We start from the raw sequence: 17,605 nt of genomic DNA, 5'->3' as shown, positions 1-17,605 counted from the left end.
TAATACAATGAAAGAAACAGTTTTAGTCACAGGTGCTGATGGTTTTATTGGTTCGCATCTAGTCGAAATGCTGGTAAAAAAAGGTTACAAGGTTAAGGCCTTATCACTTTATAACTCGTTTAATTATTGGGGCTGGCTTGAAGATATAAACTGTTTAGATGATATTGAAGTGCTCAATGGTGATATTCGTGACCCTTATTTTTGTCGTCATATCACAAAAAATATCGATACTATTTATCATTTAGCCGCTTTGATCGCCATACCTTATTCATATGTGGCTCCTGAAAGTTATGTTGCCACTAATGTTACCGGCACCTTAAATATCTGTCAGGCGGCAAGAGATAATGGTGTTAGCCGAGTTATTCATACCTCAACCAGTGAGGTTTATGGCACCGCGCAATATGTGCCGATTGATGAAAAGCATCCGTTGCAAGCGCAGTCACCCTATAGCGCATCTAAAATAGGTGCTGATGCAATGGCGATGAGCTATTACAATGCCTTTGAATTACCCTTATCAATTGCTCGACCTTTTAATACTTATGGACCACGTCAATCGGCTCGCGCTATTATTCCAACGATAATTAGTCAAATTGCTAATGGTGAAAAACAAATTAAGTTAGGCGATTTATCACCAACGCGCGATTTCAATTATGTCAGCGATACTTGTGAAGGTTTTATTGCGATAGCAAACTGTAAACAGGCTTTTGGTGAAGTCATCAATATTGGTTCTAATTATGAAATTAGCATGGCTGACACCTTAAATTTAATAAAAAATATTATGGCTAGCGATGTTGAGTTTATCAGCGACCAACAACGTCTCCGACCAGAAAAATCTGAAGTATTTCGACTTTGGTGTGACAATAAAAAAATGACTCGCTTAACAAATTTCACGCCAAAATTATCTCTTGAAGAAGGCTTAAGTAAAACGGTGCAATGGTTTACGCAACCAGAAAATTTAAGTAAATATAAACACAATATTTACAACGTATAACAAGGCTAGGCTGATGAAAAAAATTGCTGTATTTACCGGCACTAGAGCAGAGTACGGTATACTTTTCCCATTGCTAAAAGCCATTAAGGCGCATAGCGAACTTAATTTACAGTTAATGGTAGCTGGCATGCATTTGTCGCCAGAATTTGGTAATTCGGTGACAGACATTGTTAATGATGGTTTTGTCGTTGATGAAAAAATTGAAATGCTGTTATCGTCCAATACCCCGGTTGGTTGCGCGAAAAGCGTCGGCATAGGCATTATTGGTTTCGCTGATAGTTTACAACGATTAACCCCGGATGTTTTAGTGGTGCTAGGTGACCGTTTTGAGGCCCTAGCCGTAGTGCAAACTGCTATGTTACTCAATATACCCGTTGCTCATATTCATGGCGGTGAAATTACTCAGGGAGCAAAAGATGATGCCATTCGTCATGCTATAACAAAACTCTCTACTGTGCATTTTACGGCGAATCAAGCGTATCGTCAGCGTGTTATTCAATTAGGTGAAGCGCCTGACACTGTGCATTGTGTTGGCTCGTTAGGGTTAGAAAATATTACCAAGCACCATACCTTTTTATCAAAAACTGAGCTGCAAGCACAACTAGGTTTTGACCTAGGGGAAAAATATTTTCTGTTAACTTATCACAGTGCGACGTTAGCCGATGAACCGCCCTTAGCTAGCTTTAACGCAATTATTGCGGCGCTCGAAAAATATCCGCATCATCAACTTATTATTACCTATCCAAATGCTGATGATGGTGGCCGTGAAATTATTAAGCAAATTGAGTGTTTAGCAGGACAATTTCCTGAGCGCATTTTAGCCATTCCGACGTTAGGTTTTTTGAAATATTTCTCGGCTGTTAAATATGCAGCGGCCGTCATCGGCAATTCTTCAAGCGGCATTATTGAAGTGCCAGCTTTTAATGTTCCGTCAATTAATATCGGCCAAAGGCAAGCCGGACGTATGGCAGCTAACTCTATTATTCATTGTACTGTACAGCAAAGTGACATTGAACAGGCACTAAAGCGCGTTGATCAAGGGCAAGTTAACTTAAGTGGCGATAACCCTTATGCATTAACAGGTAATAATAACCAACCAGAGCTAACGACTAGCGAGCGCATTGTGCAAGTGCTTGTCGAAGGCACATTCTCGACTCAGAAGTCATTTTACGATTTAGCGCCGTATACCGACAATGCATAGTGAACTATTAAGGTAAACCATGGATAACAAAGTCTTAATTATTGCTGAAGCAGGGGTTAATCATAATGGCGACGAGAGTAAAGCCTTAGCTTTGGTTGATGCTGCAGTATTGGCCGGTGTAGATGTAGTTAAGTTTCAAACGTTTAAAGCTGAGAACTTAGTTACTGCTACCGCAAAGCAGGCAAGCTATCAAAGCAAAAATATCGGTAAAGTTGAATCGCAGTTGCAGATGCTTAAGCGGCTAGAGTTAAGCTTTGGGGCTCATCAGCGAGTTAAAGCCTATTGTGATGCTTGCGGTATCGCTTACCTATCGACGGCATTTGACGATGAAAGCTTAGCTTTCTTGGTTGAAGAATTGAACTTAAAGCAGTTAAAAATACCGTCCGGCGAGCTGACTAATGCGCCTTTTGTCTTGGCGCATGCACTGACCGGATGTCAGCTAATTTTATCCACTGGCATGGCGACATTGAGCGAAGTAAAAAAAGCCCTTGAGGTGATTGCCTTTGGTTTATTACAGTCTCGAGGGAAAATGCTAGCAAGCGCACCAAACAGTGCCGCTTTTAGTCAGGCATTTCATTCTGAACTAGGTCAAAGGTTGCTGCAAGAACAGGTAACTTTACTCCATTGTAGTACGGAATATCCGACTCCAGCGCATCATGTCAATATGCTCGCAATGGATAGTCTCAAAAACGAATTTTTATTAGCGGTGGGGTACTCTGATCATAGTCAAGGGATTACTATTCCTATAGCGACCGTAGCTCGTGGTGCAAAAGTGATTGAAAAACATTTTACTTTAGATCGAAATTTGCCTGGGCCTGATCATCGTGCTTCATTAGAGCCAGATGAACTAAGCGCTATGGTTAAGGCTATTCGAGAGGTAGAAAGTGCCTTTGGCGATGGTATTAAGCAACCAACAGCAACAGAGTGCCAGAACATGGTCGCGGCACGAAAAAGTTTAGTGGCAGCAAGTGATATTAAACAAGGAGACGTGTTTACGAAAGAAAATTTAGCGATAAAACGGCCGGGTAATGGCATGTCGCCGGATAAATACTGGGCTTTGTTGGGCAAGTCGTCAGTAAGGGATTATCAAGCAGGAGATTTACTAACCGAGTGATTGACACTTTTTTTGATTGTCATTTACTCGATAACACTATAAATAGCGCGATAATATGATCATTATCTCGCTATTTCCGTCGTTGAAAGCAGTATGTATAAACGTTAATAGCGCAACTTTAGGCCGCTATTTTACGAAGATTTCTTCAAACATTTTCACTACTCTTTCTACTACATCAGTTTTGACATGTCGATGATCATCACACCATGCGTCTTCTGCACACTGTGTCACCAGTTCATAGCTAGGTAAATAATACATATCGTCATTGTTTTCCACTAGCTGATGAGCTGCAACGAGTAATACCGCTTTTGAATGACTATTAGCGGTGATGATATGATGCTCATCAGCTCGACCCGTGGCTAAAAATGGCACAGGTGAAACGCTGATAATCAGTTTAAAGTCAGGATTATGTTGTTTGATAATGTCAAAAAATGCTTGAATGTTTGCGACATTTTCTTCAACACTGAGTACTTTATGTTGAACGAGCTGAAACATATTCTCTCGTGGATTTCGTGACATAACCGTTCCGTCGTGAAGCTGCCAACATTCGTTTAAGCCTAAGGTCACGACAAAAATTTTACAGCTTAAAAACGATTGTTTAACCGCATCGAGATGTGATTGATAATCGTTTAAATAGGCCTGCTGAGAGCGAAAAAAAACATTTTCTCTATAAGGGTCTAGATAGATTCCATGCTCCGATTCAATCAAAATTTTATCAAAGCTTTTAACGGCGAAAGCTTTTTCAGCCAATTGCTTGAAACTTGGACTATTGAATAAAATGCCATAATTTGCACAAAACTTAGCAATGGAGTCGCCTGGTGTATAACCATCAATCACTAAACCAGACTCAGGGTTATCATTTCTCTCGGTGATGACATAGTTATATCCGTGCTGTTGAAAGTATTTCGATATTTCAAAGGCAAAACAGCTACCGGCCGAGCCGATGGGGGTTTGCATATCCATAATGGGATATTTCTTAACAAATGGCGCTTGTTGGAATCGGCTGCTAGGGTGTTTTTCGTGTATTGGATTTGGCCAAAAAATAGCATGTGGATTCGGTTTGTTTACCGGACTATATTTATCATAACTGGCGACTAAATTTTCTTGATAATGAGCAAGATCCATTAATGCTTGTACTATATTTTTATTAATTTTTACGCTGGGATCGGGATTAAGCTGCGCTTGAATTATTTTTTTACATAGGTGTAGCAGGTCAGTAGCAGTTGCACAGTTAATTAACTTAGCATCTTTTTGATAAATATAATCGTATAGCGCTTGTACAATATCAGGGTTTGAAAATATGCTATTAAGTAGTAATTTAACATGGGTTAATGATTTTATTTCGTTATTTTTCGGAATTTCAATCAGCTCATTTTCATGCGTGTCGGCCTTGAATTTTAATATCGTATTAGCAAACCCTTGGAATTGTTTTGCACCATAACTGGCGACATAATCATTTTCGGCAACTGTTTGCCAGTTTTGTTCACTTTGTAGTACGCAGAAACTTAGCACATAACGAGGGATTTTATTTTTACTGGGTCTAGCTTGATGTGCTACTTGGTTGGGGTTGAAAATAATACTATCGCCAGTATGGGGCTGAACATATTTTGGCGCAAAACTAATGTCAAAATGTTGGCACAACTCACTGAGGTCGGTTACGCGATTTTCTATATTATTTAATATGTAGCCAACGGTTTTTAACTTATCTGTTGTGGCAACATCTAAATATGCTGTATCGCTGCCGTGCTCATCATAATCATTAAGATAGGTCAGTACCTTTAAATGTTTACGTGGACCACCATCTGCATGCCATCTTGTGGAATAGTCTTGCTCTGTTATTTCATCACCTATTTTATATATTGCCCACCAAAAAACACAATACTCACTGTTAAAATAGGAAATGAGTTGTTGATCTAAATCGTCATTGAAAATTTGTGGTAGCAATACTGATAATACGCTGGGATGTTTGATGCCTTCAGGGTTTTGTTCAAATTCTTCGATTAAGCTCTGGCAAAGTTCTTTTGGTAAATGATTTTCAAGTAGATGTATTTGTTCGCTTTTTAATGGTGTTTTAATACATTGCTGTTGACGGGAAAAACTGGCCATGGCCATTTGATCTAATTTTGCATAGTTGTGCTCAACTTCTAAGTGCTGAGCGATCTCAAGGTAAACATTGGGCTGCAAAATATAAGCATTGTTATTGATTAACGTAGGTTTTATTTGTGAGCTATCAAAAATCGACATAAGCTACCTTAGGTTTTAAAATTAGTACAGAACCAAAAATTAGATTGTTGCTATAGCAAATGAAAGCAACTTCTAAGCCAATTGCAATAAGCGTTGGGCAAAGGGCATTACTTGCGAGTAAAAGTAGACTAATAAGGTGATTAGCTTAGGCTGCGCTATAGTAAAGTCAATTTATCGACAGGAATTTGGCATATTTTGTGCAAATGAATAACACTTGCGGTCTTTCGTGAATAAATACCTCAAGCATTTAAGGTTCTTGCTAGTGTTAATAGTGTCTGCAAGGTATGCTTATTGATGTAAAAGCTAATAAATTCATCGTTGTAAGGGCTGAGTTATGAGTTCGAATTGGAAAAATGTCATTTTAGAGCAATCCGCAACTATGGGCCAGGCCATTGAAGCTATAAATGCTGAAGGCTTACGTGTGGCCCTAGTGGTAGACAAAAACTTCTGCTTAGTGGGGGTGATCACCGACGGTGATGTGCGCCGAGCATTGTTAGCCCATAAAGCATTAGATACGCCAGTCACTGAAATAATGAACGCTTCACCAAAAACCGCGCAAGCCAGCAGCACTCGAGCGCAGTTATTGTCAATTATGAAGCGGGCACAAATATTATCGCTGCCAATTGTCGACGCAAAGGGTGTATTGATAAATTTAGAAACCTTACATCATGTAATTGATACGCGCCGACATCAAACCCCTGTTTTTTTAATGGCAGGCGGTTTTGGCAAACGCTTACAGCCGCTAACCGATGCCTGTCCAAAACCCTTACTTAAAGTGGGCGGTAAACCCATTTTAGAAACTATTTTAGAAAGCTTTATTGCCGCCGGTTTTTATGATTTTTACATTTCTACACACTTTATGCCCGATATGATAAAGCAATATTTTGGAGATGGTAGTCAATGGGATGTAAGTATTCAATACATACATGAAAGCTCTCCACTGGGCACCGGTGGCGCATTAAGTTTACTACCGGATAACTTACCTGATATTCCCATTATTATGATGAATGGTGATATTTTAACCAAGGTCGACTTTGAAAACCTCTTAGCTTACCATCAAAAACAAGATGCCATTTGTACTATGTGCGGCACAGAATATGAATTTCAAGTGCCTTATGGCGTCATTGAAAGTGACGGCGAACGTGTCACGTCTATGGTGGAAAAGCCTTGGCAAAAATACTTCATCAATGCCGGCATTTATGTCATTGAGCCAAAATTGATCAAAACCTTAGTGAAAAATACCCGTGTTGATATGCCTAGCTTATTAGAAGCGCAAATGTCAGCGGGTGAAGATGTTGCCATTTTCCCATTACATGAATACTGGTTAGATATCGGTAAGATGAATGATTTTGAACGCGCGCAAAATGATTATGAGCGGGATTTTTAATGATCGACAACAAGCGTATTCTTGCTGTGATTACGGCGCGTGGCGGCAGTAAAGGCTTAAAAGGCAAAAATATTATGCCGTTTGCAGGCAAACCTTTAATTGCTTGGCCAATCGCGGCGGCGCAAGCCTCACAATATGTCGACGAAATTATTGTTTCGACAGACGACCATGCTATAGCAGAGGTGGCGCGCGAGTATAATGCCAATGTACCGTTTATTCGGCCAGCGTATTTAGCTTCAGATCACGCTAGCTCGTTTGATGTAGTTGCTCATTGTCTTGATTACTATACACAGCGTCAGCAAAATTTCGATTATGTCTTATTACTAGAGCCAACCTCACCATTTACCACTGGCAATGATATAGATAAAGCGATTGAACGTTTAGTTTCTGAACATTCGGCCAGCGCAATTGTGGGTATTTGTAAAAATGAAGATGGCCATCCGTCTTTTAACGTCACTATGGCGAAAAATGGCCTGATTGCCGCTTATGAAGATAAGTTCAGTAGCACTCGTCGTCAAGACTTAGCTACTTGTTATCGCTATGAAGGTTCTTTGTATCTTTCTGAAATACCAACGTTATTAAAAGAAAAAAGTTTTTATCACCAAGCCACACTTGGTTATGTTGTGCCTAAATGGCAAGCCATCGAAATTGATGATTTAACCGACTTTATTTGTGCACAAGCGATTATGCACAATTTAGATAAAATAAAAGCTGTTAGAGAGGAATAAAATGTCAGCTAAAAACTTTACTGAGCGCTTACTTAAGGTGATCCCTGGTGGTGCGCATACTTATTCTCGTGGCTTCGATCAATTCCCCGCTAATGCGCCGCAAATTCTACGGAATGGCCAAGGGGCTTATACTTATGATGAACAAGGTAATAAATTTTTAGATTATGGTATGGCGTTAAGAGCGGTGCATTTAGGTTATGCAAACCCTGATATTAATCAAGCGGCGATAGCGCAAATCAATAATGGTAATAATTTAACTCGTGCGTCGTTAATTGAGCTAGAAGCTGCAGAGATACTGGTAGATTTAATTGATTCGGTTGATATGGTTAAATTTACCAAAAATGGCTCTACCGCTGTATCTGCGGCAATAAAACTGGCACGTGCTTATACTGGACGTGAAATGATTGCTCGTTGCGTAGATCATCCTTTTTTCTCCTATGATGACTGGTTTATAGCGTCTACTCCGATAACACGAGGTATACCGGCTAGTACGATCGAGCAAACAAAAACCTTTGAATATAATAATATTACCTCACTGATTGAGTTGATTGATGAATACCCAGAGCGCTTTGCCTGTGTAGTGTTAGAACCAAGTACCATTACTCACCCTTGTGCCTCTAAAACCCATGCAGGTGAAAACTATTTACATGATGTAAAACGCGTATGCCAAAAGCATGGCATAGTTTTTATCCTCGATGAAATGATCACAGGTTTTCGATGGCACCTAAAGGGCGCGCAACATTATTACAATATTGAGGCTGATTTATCTACTTTTGGCAAAGCGATGGCAAATGGTTTTTCGGTGGCGGCTGTTGGTGGTAAGAAAGACATCATGTCTTTGGGCTCAATTGAAGAAGCGGGTAGCGAACGTTTATTTTTGTTATCGACAACGCATGGCGCTGAAATGTCAGGTCTTGGTGCATTTGTCGCAACCATGAAGTATATGAATCAACATCCCGTTATTGAGCATCTTTGGTCATTTGGTCAACAGCTCATCGATTTATTTAATCAGCTAGCTAAATCGTTTGCTATTAACGATTATATTTACTGTTCAGGTATTGCCTGCTCCCCCAGTTATACGACCCTCGATAGCAAAGGACAGCCTTGTTTAGCCATGCGTACGTTGTTTTCACAAGAGATGATCAAAGGCGGTGTATTAATGCCTTGGATCGCATTATCGTATCAGCATGGTGACACCGAGCTGGCGCTAACTAAACAAGCATTAACTTCAGCTTTTAGTGTTTATAAAAAAGCGCTAGAACAAGGTGTTGATAGCTATTTAATTGGTGATGCTATTAAACCTGTTTTTCGCCGTATCAATTAGTTGAATTAGTAGAAGGAGTAAGTCATTTGTTATCAAATAAAGTCATTGTGATCACCGGCGCATGTGGCTATTTAGGCCAGCATTTTTCCCGTGCTGTTGTTGCCAATAATGGTCATGTCATTTTGGCCGATATTAATGCCGACACAGGTCATGAATTTGCACAAGAACTCAATGATATAGCTAAAGCTAGTGACTTAACAGCAAGTGCCGAATTCCAATCAGTCGATATTACCGATATCGAGTCGTTAAAAGCATTAATAAACACATTAACTGACAAATACCAGCGTATTGATGCGATTGTTAACAATGCTTATCCACGTAATAAAAACTACGGCGCTAAATTCTTTGACGTGCAATATGAAGATTTTTGTCAGAATCTTAACATGAACTTGGGTGGTTATTTTTTAGCTGCCCAGCAATTTGCGCAATACTTTCAAAGCCAAGGTCACGGCAATATTATAAATATAGCGTCAATATACGGCGTAGTTGCCCCCAAGTTTGATATTTATCAAGATACCCAGATGACCATGCCGGTTGAATATGCCGCCATAAAATCAGGTCTTATTCATTTAACTAAATATATGGCGAGTTTACTTAAAGGCAATAATATTCGTGTTAATGCTCTTAGCCCTGGCGGTATTCTCGATGGGCAACCGGCACCATTTCTAAAAAAATATAAAGAAAACAGCTTGAATAAAGGTATGCTGCTACCGGAAGATGTTTGTGGTTCATTGCTATATTTACTTAGCGATGCTTCGGAATTTGTTAATGGCCAAAATATCATCGTTGATGATGGTTTTACGCTTTAATATACAAGGTTAAAACAGCATGAAAATGTCACTAACAGAACAAGAACTCAGTCGCTATGTTGCAATTCAGTTAAGTAATTTCTTCCCTGATCAGCAGCAACACTCGATTGATATTGACGATATTATGAATCAGGCACTACAACGCATAAGTTATTGCTTTGGACATATTCATCGTAAGTATTACCAGTCGTTAGATGATAACGGTAAAAGCCAGACATTGTTTAACCACTTAAACAGTGATCATTATGCAAGTTTTTTGTATGTGCTGAGTAATCAAGCATGGCGTGAAAATAAAATAACGCTTGCTGAAAAGTTGTTTTATTTAAACAAAGCGCTGAACGGTTTTGATTGTTTTTATAGTGTTGAATTACCTGAGATATTTATGCTGGTACATCCGGTAGGCACTGTATTAGGCAATGCAAAATACCAAGACTATTTAGTGGTTTATCAAAATGTCACCGTCGGCTCTACGTTAGCAGGAGTCTATCCTGAGTTTGGTAAAGGCTGTATTTTGTATTCAAAAGCGTCAGTGATTGGTAACTGTAATATTGGTGAAAATGTGGTATTTGGGGCTAATTCATTACTGATAAATAGCACTGTTTTACTAAATCAATCCGTTGTAGGACAATACCCCAGACATCGACTTATGGCATCCCAAGTTAATGTCATTAGTGATATCTTTAATGAAGGTAATAGCAGTGAATAAAAATTCTGAAAATATTATCGAAGCTATTAATGAGACTGTTACTTTCATCAGACAAGGGCAGACTGGTTATACTGGCGCAACGTTAAACAAGACTTTTAGGTTATTAGAAGCATTAGCTCAATCATTGCCACAAGGTAAAATTGCAGAATTGGCACCGATACTTGCAGTGATGCATGACGCTCAGCAACGTAAAGACATGGTTTATATTGCAGATATTTTACAATACGAAATAGTTAAAATTATAACGGTTTAGTTTTTTTAATAGAGATACAAATGACAAATGAAGTTTTATCCAAAAATCTGACTATAGTAGGGCGGCGCTTTCCAAAAGTTCGAAAAAAAATAGCAAGTGCAAACCTTGCTTCTATCAATGTGGAAGTTGAGCAAAATACCATCCTAGTCAACGGTATTCAACTCACCAGTAATTACGATCGAATTGATGAGGCAAATTTACAAGCAGAACTTATACCAGAAGAGAGTGCAACGGCGTTTGTTTATGGTGTAGGTTTAGGTGATTTATGTGATGTATTGCTGAAAAGAAAGCAGTTGGGGAAGCTGTATGTCTGTATATTAAATATTGATTTATTTGTTCATGTACTTAACGTCATCGACCATACGCATTGGTTGTCGGATGAACGGGTTATATTACTGTTATCAGAACAGTTGAAAGAGGTATATCAACCGTTTGCTGCCGTGCCTGCTGAACTAGTGCTTGCTGATGAAGAGTCGGCACAAATTAGAGACAGAGTCATTTTAGAGTTAGATCGCGATTTTGTTGGTCGGTTACATCGTAATGACCATCTATGGTTTAAAGAAAGCATCGAAGAAAACAGCGAATATATAGAGAAAGATCCTAGTCTTGATGAATTATCGGTTCCTGTGATTAATGGGGTTTACATAGCAGCAGCAGGTCCAACACTTTCAGAGCATTTTGAATTGTTGCAGAAAAATCAACTTTCAAACACACGTAAAACTTTAATTGCTGTCGACGCTGCTGTTAAACCATTACTAAATAATAATATTATTCCTGATATTGTCGTTAGTGCCGATCGTTCTTCGCGATTAACATTGACAGACGTTGATTTCACGAAATTGAAGCAAACGTCGTTAGTATACTTTCCTCGGATTTCGTTGGAGCTAATAGAGAATTGGCCAAGTGATCGTTATTGCGTATATTCTTTTGGGGAGTTATATAATAATTTGGATAAAAAATATCCTAAAGAAAAGCTTTATATTTCAGGTAGTGTTATCCATCCAGCAATAGATTTAGCTGTTCAAAAGGGGGCAGAAGAAATCATATTATTGGGAGCTGATTTCGGCTTTCCTGATAACCAAACCTATGCCTCGGGACAAGGAATCCAAAACACAGAGCATTATAGCACTTCTTCTGACTGGGTGCTAAACGGTAAAGGTGAGCGAATAGCCACTATGCTAAATTATCGCGGTTACTTAAGAGATTTAGAGCGATATATTATGTCAAAACCGGACGTTAAGTTTGTAAATGGTAGTTTAAAAGGTGCAAAAATAGCGGGAACGGCTTCACTATCAATACCTTAGTCGCAACATTATTAAATACATTTTAAGAGATATGGATTAAGCAATATGATAAATCGAGAGTATTTAAGATCAACTAAACCTGTTTATATATCAAAGTATATCTATCGATTTTTTGTTTTTCAATGGCAGTTACTTGCAACGAACTATAGTGATTGGAAAGAGCGCCGTTCTACCAATTATGTCATTGCTCCACCGGCAAGATTAAGACATCGTGTTCATGGTGGTTTAGACAAAAACTCCTTTTTAGCGTTAGGTCATATCCTTGCTAGCGATATAAAAGAGCTATGTCGTTTAAGTGGTCGTGATCTTTATGATTTTGATCATGTTTTAGATTTTGGCTGCGGTTCTGGTCGAGTTATTAGAAATTTTCAAGATGCTCCTTTTTCATGTAGGTTATATGGAACAGACATAGATAAAGAACTTGTCACCTGGTGTGCAAATAATTTATCTAATATTCAGTGGCAAGTTAATGGCTATCAACCTCCTATGAATTATGCTGATAACTCGTTTGACTTAATTTATGGCATTTCTGTATTTACCCATTTAGACGAAGAATATCAAGATTCTTGGCTTAAAGAGTTAAGACGAATAGCAAAACCCGAAGCGACTATTATTCTATCAGTTCATGGTGATTTTTGTATAAATAGGCTACCTGAAAGTCGTCAAAAAGAAGTAAGAAGTAAAGGCTTCGGTTATATGGAAGGAGCTACTGGTTGGTTAAAGCTAGACAAACTTCCTGACTTTTATCAAACCAGCTTTCATACAGAAGACTATGTTCGTCAGCACTGGACAAAGTACTTTGATATTACTGACTATGTAGTTCGAGGAATAAATAACCATCAAGATGCTGTTATATTAAAAGTTAAAGAGTAATCAACACTTTGAAGTTGTTATTATAATTTAATCTATAGTAAGTCACATAAGGTTTTAATGACAAACTGTTGCTTTTTTAGAGCAGGAAAAATAGGAATGGAAATACAGTTTTGGTAAAACTGTTCGGCGATTGGAAAATCACCCCAAGCAAAACCAAGTTCTTGATAATATGGATGAGTATGTACAGGTATGTAATGTACCTGACAACCTATGCCTGCATCTATTAATAATTGATATAGCTTTGATCTATTGATAGCTTGGTTAGGGTCTATGCGAATAACAAACAAATGCCAAGATGAATAGGTTCGTTCAGGTACTTGTAATAATTTCACAGGTAAATGTGCGAGTGCATCTTTATATTGTTGAGCTTGCTGGTTTCTGATGTGCACTGATGTTTTTAACTTTCTTAACTGACTTAATCCTAGCGCCGCATGAATATCACTCATACGGTAATTAAACCCTAAACTTTGTTGTTCGTAAAACCAAGGTTCAGGATTTTTATTACACATTGATTTGATGTTTTTGTGTATTCCGTGAGATCTAAGGAGTTGACATTTCTCTGCTAGAGGGGCGTTATTAGTGGTGATCATCCCTCCTTCACCACTAGTAATTATTTTTACGGGATGAAAACTAAAAATAGTACAATCACTATACTCACAACAACCAACGGGTTTATTTTTATAACTCCCGCCAATAGCATGTGAAGCATCTTCAATAATTTTAATTTGATAAGGGTGGCAGAGTTCTGCTATAGCCTTCATATCACAACTAATTCCGCTGTAATGAACAACTATGAGTAGCTTAGGTAATTTTTCACTTTCTTTAGCTTCCTGTAGCTTTTTAGCTAAAGCATCGATACAAATGCAACCGGTATCTAGGTTAATATCTACAAAATCAATTGTAGCTCCGCAATATCTTATCGCATTTGCTGAAGCTACAAAGGTTAGAGGTACTGTCCAAGCAATGTCTGTTTCAGAAAGCTCAAGAGCTAAGCAGGCAATATGCAATGCTGCTGTTGCGCTACTTAAAGCAACGGCGTGATTAGCTGTTACATAGTTTGCAATCGCTAATTCAAATGCAGGAATTTTGGAGCCTTGGGTTAAAAAATCGGATTTCAGCGTATCCACAACTGCATTGATATCATCGTCATCTAAAGACTGCCTACCGTATGGGATCATATGTATCTTATTTAAAACGTATATTACCTAATGTAAAACAGATAATACCGATATGAAAAGAATAAATCATGGATTTATATGGATTTATCGCATTATTACTTTTATCATTCTAATAATTAAAGAATTAAATTGAGTAGGTTATATGTTTGATGATAAGAGTATTCTCGTTACTGGTGGCACCGGCTCCTTTGGTCGTCAGTTTATTCAAACATTATTAAAATTATACAAGCCTTCTAGAGTTATTGTTTTTTCTCGGGATGAGTTAAAACAATATGAAATGGCACAAGAATTTACTCACAGCGCTATGCGGTTTTTTATTGGCGATGTACGTGACAAGTCCCGTTTAATTACCGCAATGGTTGATGTTGATTATGTTGTTCATGCTGCAGCACTTAAACATGTACCGGCAGCAGAATACAATCCTATGGAATGCATTAAAACTAATATTATTGGTGGTCAAAATGTAATTGAAGCCGCTATTCAGCAAAAAATTAAACAAGTAGTCGCTCTATCTACTGACAAAGCGGCAAACCCCATCAACCTCTATGGAGCTAGTAAGTTGGCTTCTGATAAGTTATTTGTTGCGGCCAATAATATGGCTGGAAAAAACGGCTCCCGCTTTTCTGTGGTTCGTTATGGCAATGTAGCTGGCTCACGCGGCTCTGTTTTACAATTATTTTCTAAGTTAGCCCAAAAAGGGGAAAATTCTTTTCCAATCACCGATATTCGCATGACCCGATTTTGGCTACCTTTATCTCAAGGTGTCGACTTTGTTTTCAAGGCATTTCAACGTATGCAAGGTGGTGAGATATTTGTGCCTAAGATTCCGTCAATATTTATGACAGACTTGGCAAAATCAATGACCGATAGTGCTGAAATAGATATTATTGGCATAAGACCGGGCGAAAAACTGCATGAACTTATGGTCACTGAAGAAGATAGTCGCCAAACCCTAGAGTTTCATGACCATTTTGTTATCACCCCGGCAATAAAATTTTTTGAATCGGTAAATTATAAGCAAAATAAACTGCATGAAACCGGCCAGGCCGTAGCAGAAGAGTTTGAATATCACTCAGGTAATAACCCTGAATTTCTCACCGTTGAAGAAATTAAAAAACTTAATAAACAAATACTTTAGCGGGAGGTTTTGTGGCTAAAGTTAGTGTTATTGTTCCCAACTATAATCACCAAGCGTTTCTAGAAAAAAGAATAGCGTCTATTCTCGAACAAAGTTATCAAGATTTTGAACTTATATTACTTGATGACTGTAGTAGTGATAACAGCACTGAAATCCTTAGTAAATATGCTAATCATCCGAAAGTAACCCAACTAGAGGTCAATGCAAGTAACAGCGGTTCTACATTTTTACAGTGGCAAAAAGGTGTTAATTACGCACAAGGAGAATATATTTGGCTTGCGGAATCAGATGACTTTGCCGATCCAACATTTCTAGCAAATCTCGTTGAGTCATTAGCCTTGAACCCAAAAGCCATAATGGCTTATAGCCAATCTTACGAGGTTGATGTTCAAGATAATATTATTGGCAGTTATTATCGACATACAGAAGATCTAGATGCGAATTTATGGGCAGATAACTTTTGTTATGCCGGTGACGAGTTTGTACTACGATTTTTATCACAACGTAACTGCATACCTAATGTCAGCGCAATTTTATTCAGGCGAGAAGCCTTCTCCTTATTGGATGAAAATGTTTGCTCATGTCGATATCTCGGTGACTGGCTGTTTTATATTAAGCTGTTACAAGCAAAAGATATTGCCTTTGTAGCGCAACCACTCAATTATTTTAGAACACATATTAATACCACACGTTCTGGAAAGTCGATTGACGATTGGCGCATAACTAAAAATGAATTTGCCAAGGTATACTTAGCCGTTTACCAGCACTTTGCTCTGCCTAAACGACAATATGAACAATTAACCAATAGTACAGCTACAATGGTTGATAATATTATTGCCATTATCCCTACGCTCAATGCCATTTGTCGAAAGGGACAAACCACTGAAATTGCCATTTATGCATCTGGCGCATTAGGGGTTTTTGCTCTGAAAATGATCAATGAGTCGTTTGCAAAACATAAACTAGTGGTGCATTGTTTTATTGATAAAAAAGCCGAAGAAAAACAGTATTTAATTGAAGGTACTCCGGTATTAAGTTTACAGCAGTTTATTGACGATAATATCAACATCCCTATTTTCATTGCCTCAATTAGCTATTATCAAGATATTTTGCTCCAACTTGTGAAAAAAAATCAACAGCATTTAGTTATTAGTCCTTATCAAGGTTACCCCTGATGAAAGCATTTATTGATAAAGTTATTAACACCGAAAAAACACTGCTTTTATTTGATCATGATCTTGGCGGCGGAACAACTAAATATCGCGAAGAAAAAATAGCCACTTTTTTACAACAGGGCTTTGCTGTTTTATTGGTTATATCGACACATCGCTTGCAAGTGCATAGCGTTGTGATGAAGTTTTATCAATGCCAGGCAAAAAAATCAATAATCAGTGAGTCAGAAAAAATTGACGCTTTAGCGCTTTTTGCTGTGTTAGAAAATATAAATTTTCAACAGGTTATCGTTAATTCCTTAGTCAGTTTTAAACCCGCGACGCTATTCGTCAGTGCCGTTGCTAAATATCTACAAGCGCTAGCCAAGGTTAATATTAGTATTGCTTTTCATGACTATTATGCGCTTTGTCCGAGCTTTAATTTATTGAATTATCAATGGCAATATTGTGATGTGCCTGATGAAAAAACATGTAACCATTGTCAAAAGCTTCACCCTATTAACACGCTTAGGGAGCCAAATGCGGAAAATTGGCGAAAAATTTGGGCCGAGCTTTTAGCGCTGGCTGATCAAGTATTAGCATTTTCTCATGCAAGTGAGCGCCTTATCGTTAAAGCCTATCCGAGCTTGAAAAATAAAATTACCGTCGAGCCACATAATATGGCTTATTTTGTCAAAGATAAGATAGATATAACGCCACACAAAGCATGTAATATCGGTGTTGTTGGCAATATGGCACTGCATAAAGGTTCGGGAAAAATATTAGCATTGAGTGACCATATAGCCGTAATAAAGTCATTACATAATATTGTCGTTTTTGGTGAGTTTGAGGCAGGGAAATCACGTGAAAACATTAAGCTGCTAGGTGCATATAGCACCGCAGAGTTATCGTCTTTGATTGAACAAAATAGCATAGATGTTTTTTTCTTCCCCTCTATTTGTCCAGAAACATTTTCCTATGTTGTCGAAGAGTTAATGATATTAGACCTGACAATTGTTTGTTTTGATTTAGGCGCGCAAGCAGAGAAAGTAGCAAGTTATGCAAAAGGCACGGTAATTGAGCTTGATACAAGTATTGATAAAATATTGCAATCGCTAAGCGCCTTTAAGTTAAAAAATGTTTAGCATACTATATTTATGGCACTGATTTTGAATGTATTTAATCAGCGCTATTTGTATCCCTT

General features: G+C 38.2%; 16 protein-coding genes. 14 read left to right on the top strand and 2 right to left on the bottom strand.

What is annotated here, in order from left to right:
• Window positions 1–7 precede the first annotated feature (7 nt).
• Genes FGD67_RS08025 through neuB form a run of 3 tightly spaced genes read left to right on the top strand, consistent with a single transcriptional unit; the run spans window position 8 to window position 3,306 of the window.
• Entirely contained in the window at window positions 8–991 is a 984-nt protein-coding gene (locus FGD67_RS08025) for an NAD-dependent 4,6-dehydratase LegB (protein WP_257174518.1), read from the top strand.
• Window positions 992–1,004: 13 nt separating this feature from the next.
• Window positions 1,005–2,192, top strand: a complete 1,188-nt coding sequence (neuC, locus tag FGD67_RS08020; RefSeq protein WP_257174517.1) for a UDP-N-acetylglucosamine 2-epimerase — start codon at window positions 1,005–1,007, stop codon at window positions 2,190–2,192.
• 19 nt (window positions 2,193–2,211) lie between these two features.
• Window positions 2,212–3,306 (top strand): N-acetylneuraminate synthase, encoded by a 1,095-nt coding sequence (gene neuB, locus FGD67_RS08015; protein ID WP_257174516.1) that lies wholly within the window; start codon window positions 2,212–2,214, stop codon window positions 3,304–3,306.
• Between the two features lie 126 nt (window positions 3,307–3,432).
• Here neuB and FGD67_RS08010 read toward each other — a convergent pair whose 3' ends face one another.
• Window positions 3,433–5,550, bottom strand: a complete 2,118-nt coding sequence (locus FGD67_RS08010; RefSeq protein ID WP_257174515.1) for a GSCFA domain-containing protein — start codon at window positions 5,548–5,550, stop codon at window positions 3,433–3,435.
• A 334-nt stretch (window positions 5,551–5,884) separates the two neighbouring features.
• On the opposite strand from FGD67_RS08010, the gene FGD67_RS08005 reads away from it, so the two are divergent.
• The 8 genes from FGD67_RS08005 to FGD67_RS07970 are packed head-to-tail and all read left to right on the top strand — an operon-like array spanning window position 5,885 to window position 12,934.
• Entirely contained in the window at window positions 5,885–6,937 is a 1,053-nt protein-coding gene (locus FGD67_RS08005; protein WP_257174514.1) for a nucleotidyltransferase family protein, read from the top strand.
• Window positions 6,937–7,665 (top strand): cytidylyltransferase domain-containing protein, encoded by a 729-nt coding sequence (locus FGD67_RS08000; RefSeq protein WP_257174513.1) that lies wholly within the window; start codon window positions 6,937–6,939, stop codon window positions 7,663–7,665. The genes FGD67_RS08005 and FGD67_RS08000 overlap by 1 nt, the downstream gene beginning before the upstream one ends.
• Before the next feature lies 1 nt (window position 7,666).
• The gene (locus tag FGD67_RS07995) at window positions 7,667–8,989 is read left to right on the top strand and encodes a glutamate-1-semialdehyde 2,1-aminomutase (protein ID WP_257174512.1); all 1,323 of its coding nucleotides are present in this window, start codon (window positions 7,667–7,669) and stop codon (window positions 8,987–8,989) included.
• Between the two features lie 26 nt (window positions 8,990–9,015).
• On the top strand, window positions 9,016–9,798 hold the full coding sequence (locus FGD67_RS07990; RefSeq protein WP_257174511.1) for an oxidoreductase: 783 nt from the start codon (window positions 9,016–9,018) through the stop codon (window positions 9,796–9,798).
• A 19-nt stretch (window positions 9,799–9,817) separates the two neighbouring features.
• Window positions 9,818–10,504, top strand: coding sequence for a hypothetical protein (locus FGD67_RS07985; RefSeq protein WP_257174510.1), 687 nt, complete (start codon window positions 9,818–9,820; stop codon window positions 10,502–10,504).
• Window positions 10,497–10,757: a hypothetical protein gene (locus FGD67_RS07980; protein ID WP_257174509.1), complete on the top strand. Its 261-nt coding sequence runs from the start codon at window positions 10,497–10,499 to the stop codon at window positions 10,755–10,757. The genes FGD67_RS07985 and FGD67_RS07980 overlap by 8 nt, the downstream gene beginning before the upstream one ends.
• Before the next feature lie 20 nt (window positions 10,758–10,777).
• On the top strand, window positions 10,778–12,061 hold the full coding sequence (locus FGD67_RS07975; protein WP_257174508.1) for a motility associated factor glycosyltransferase family protein: 1,284 nt from the start codon (window positions 10,778–10,780) through the stop codon (window positions 12,059–12,061).
• A gap of 45 nt (window positions 12,062–12,106) precedes the next feature.
• Window positions 12,107–12,934, top strand: a complete 828-nt coding sequence (locus FGD67_RS07970; protein WP_257174507.1) for a class I SAM-dependent methyltransferase — start codon at window positions 12,107–12,109, stop codon at window positions 12,932–12,934.
• Window positions 12,935–12,966: 32 nt separating this feature from the next.
• On the opposite strand, the gene pseC is transcribed toward FGD67_RS07970, so the two are convergent.
• On the bottom strand, window positions 12,967–14,112 hold the full coding sequence (pseC, locus tag FGD67_RS07965; protein WP_257174506.1) for a UDP-4-amino-4,6-dideoxy-N-acetyl-beta-L-altrosamine transaminase: 1,146 nt from the start codon (window positions 14,110–14,112) through the stop codon (window positions 12,967–12,969).
• Between the two features lie 142 nt (window positions 14,113–14,254).
• On the opposite strand from pseC, the gene pseB reads away from it, so the two are divergent.
• From pseB to FGD67_RS07950, 3 genes are read left to right on the top strand one after another with little or no spacing between them, the layout of a single operon-like run.
• Window positions 14,255–15,250: a UDP-N-acetylglucosamine 4,6-dehydratase (inverting) gene (pseB, locus tag FGD67_RS07960; protein WP_257174505.1), complete on the top strand. Its 996-nt coding sequence runs from the start codon at window positions 14,255–14,257 to the stop codon at window positions 15,248–15,250.
• Between the two features lie 11 nt (window positions 15,251–15,261).
• Complete coding sequence (locus tag FGD67_RS07955) at window positions 15,262–16,425, top strand: glycosyltransferase (RefSeq protein WP_257174504.1); 1,164 nt, start codon at window positions 15,262–15,264, stop codon at window positions 16,423–16,425.
• Window positions 16,425–17,546 carry a hypothetical protein gene (locus FGD67_RS07950; RefSeq protein ID WP_257174503.1) on the top strand — a complete coding sequence of 374 codons (1,122 nt, stop codon included), beginning with the start codon at window positions 16,425–16,427 and terminating at the stop codon, window positions 17,544–17,546. The genes FGD67_RS07955 and FGD67_RS07950 overlap by 1 nt, the downstream gene beginning before the upstream one ends.
• Window positions 17,547–17,605: the final 59 nt, after the last annotated feature.

Source organism: Colwellia sp. M166, assembly GCF_024585285.1.
GTDB lineage: Bacteria > Pseudomonadota > Gammaproteobacteria > Enterobacterales > Alteromonadaceae > Cognaticolwellia.
This window is presented reverse-complemented; position numbering and strand designations above follow the sequence as displayed.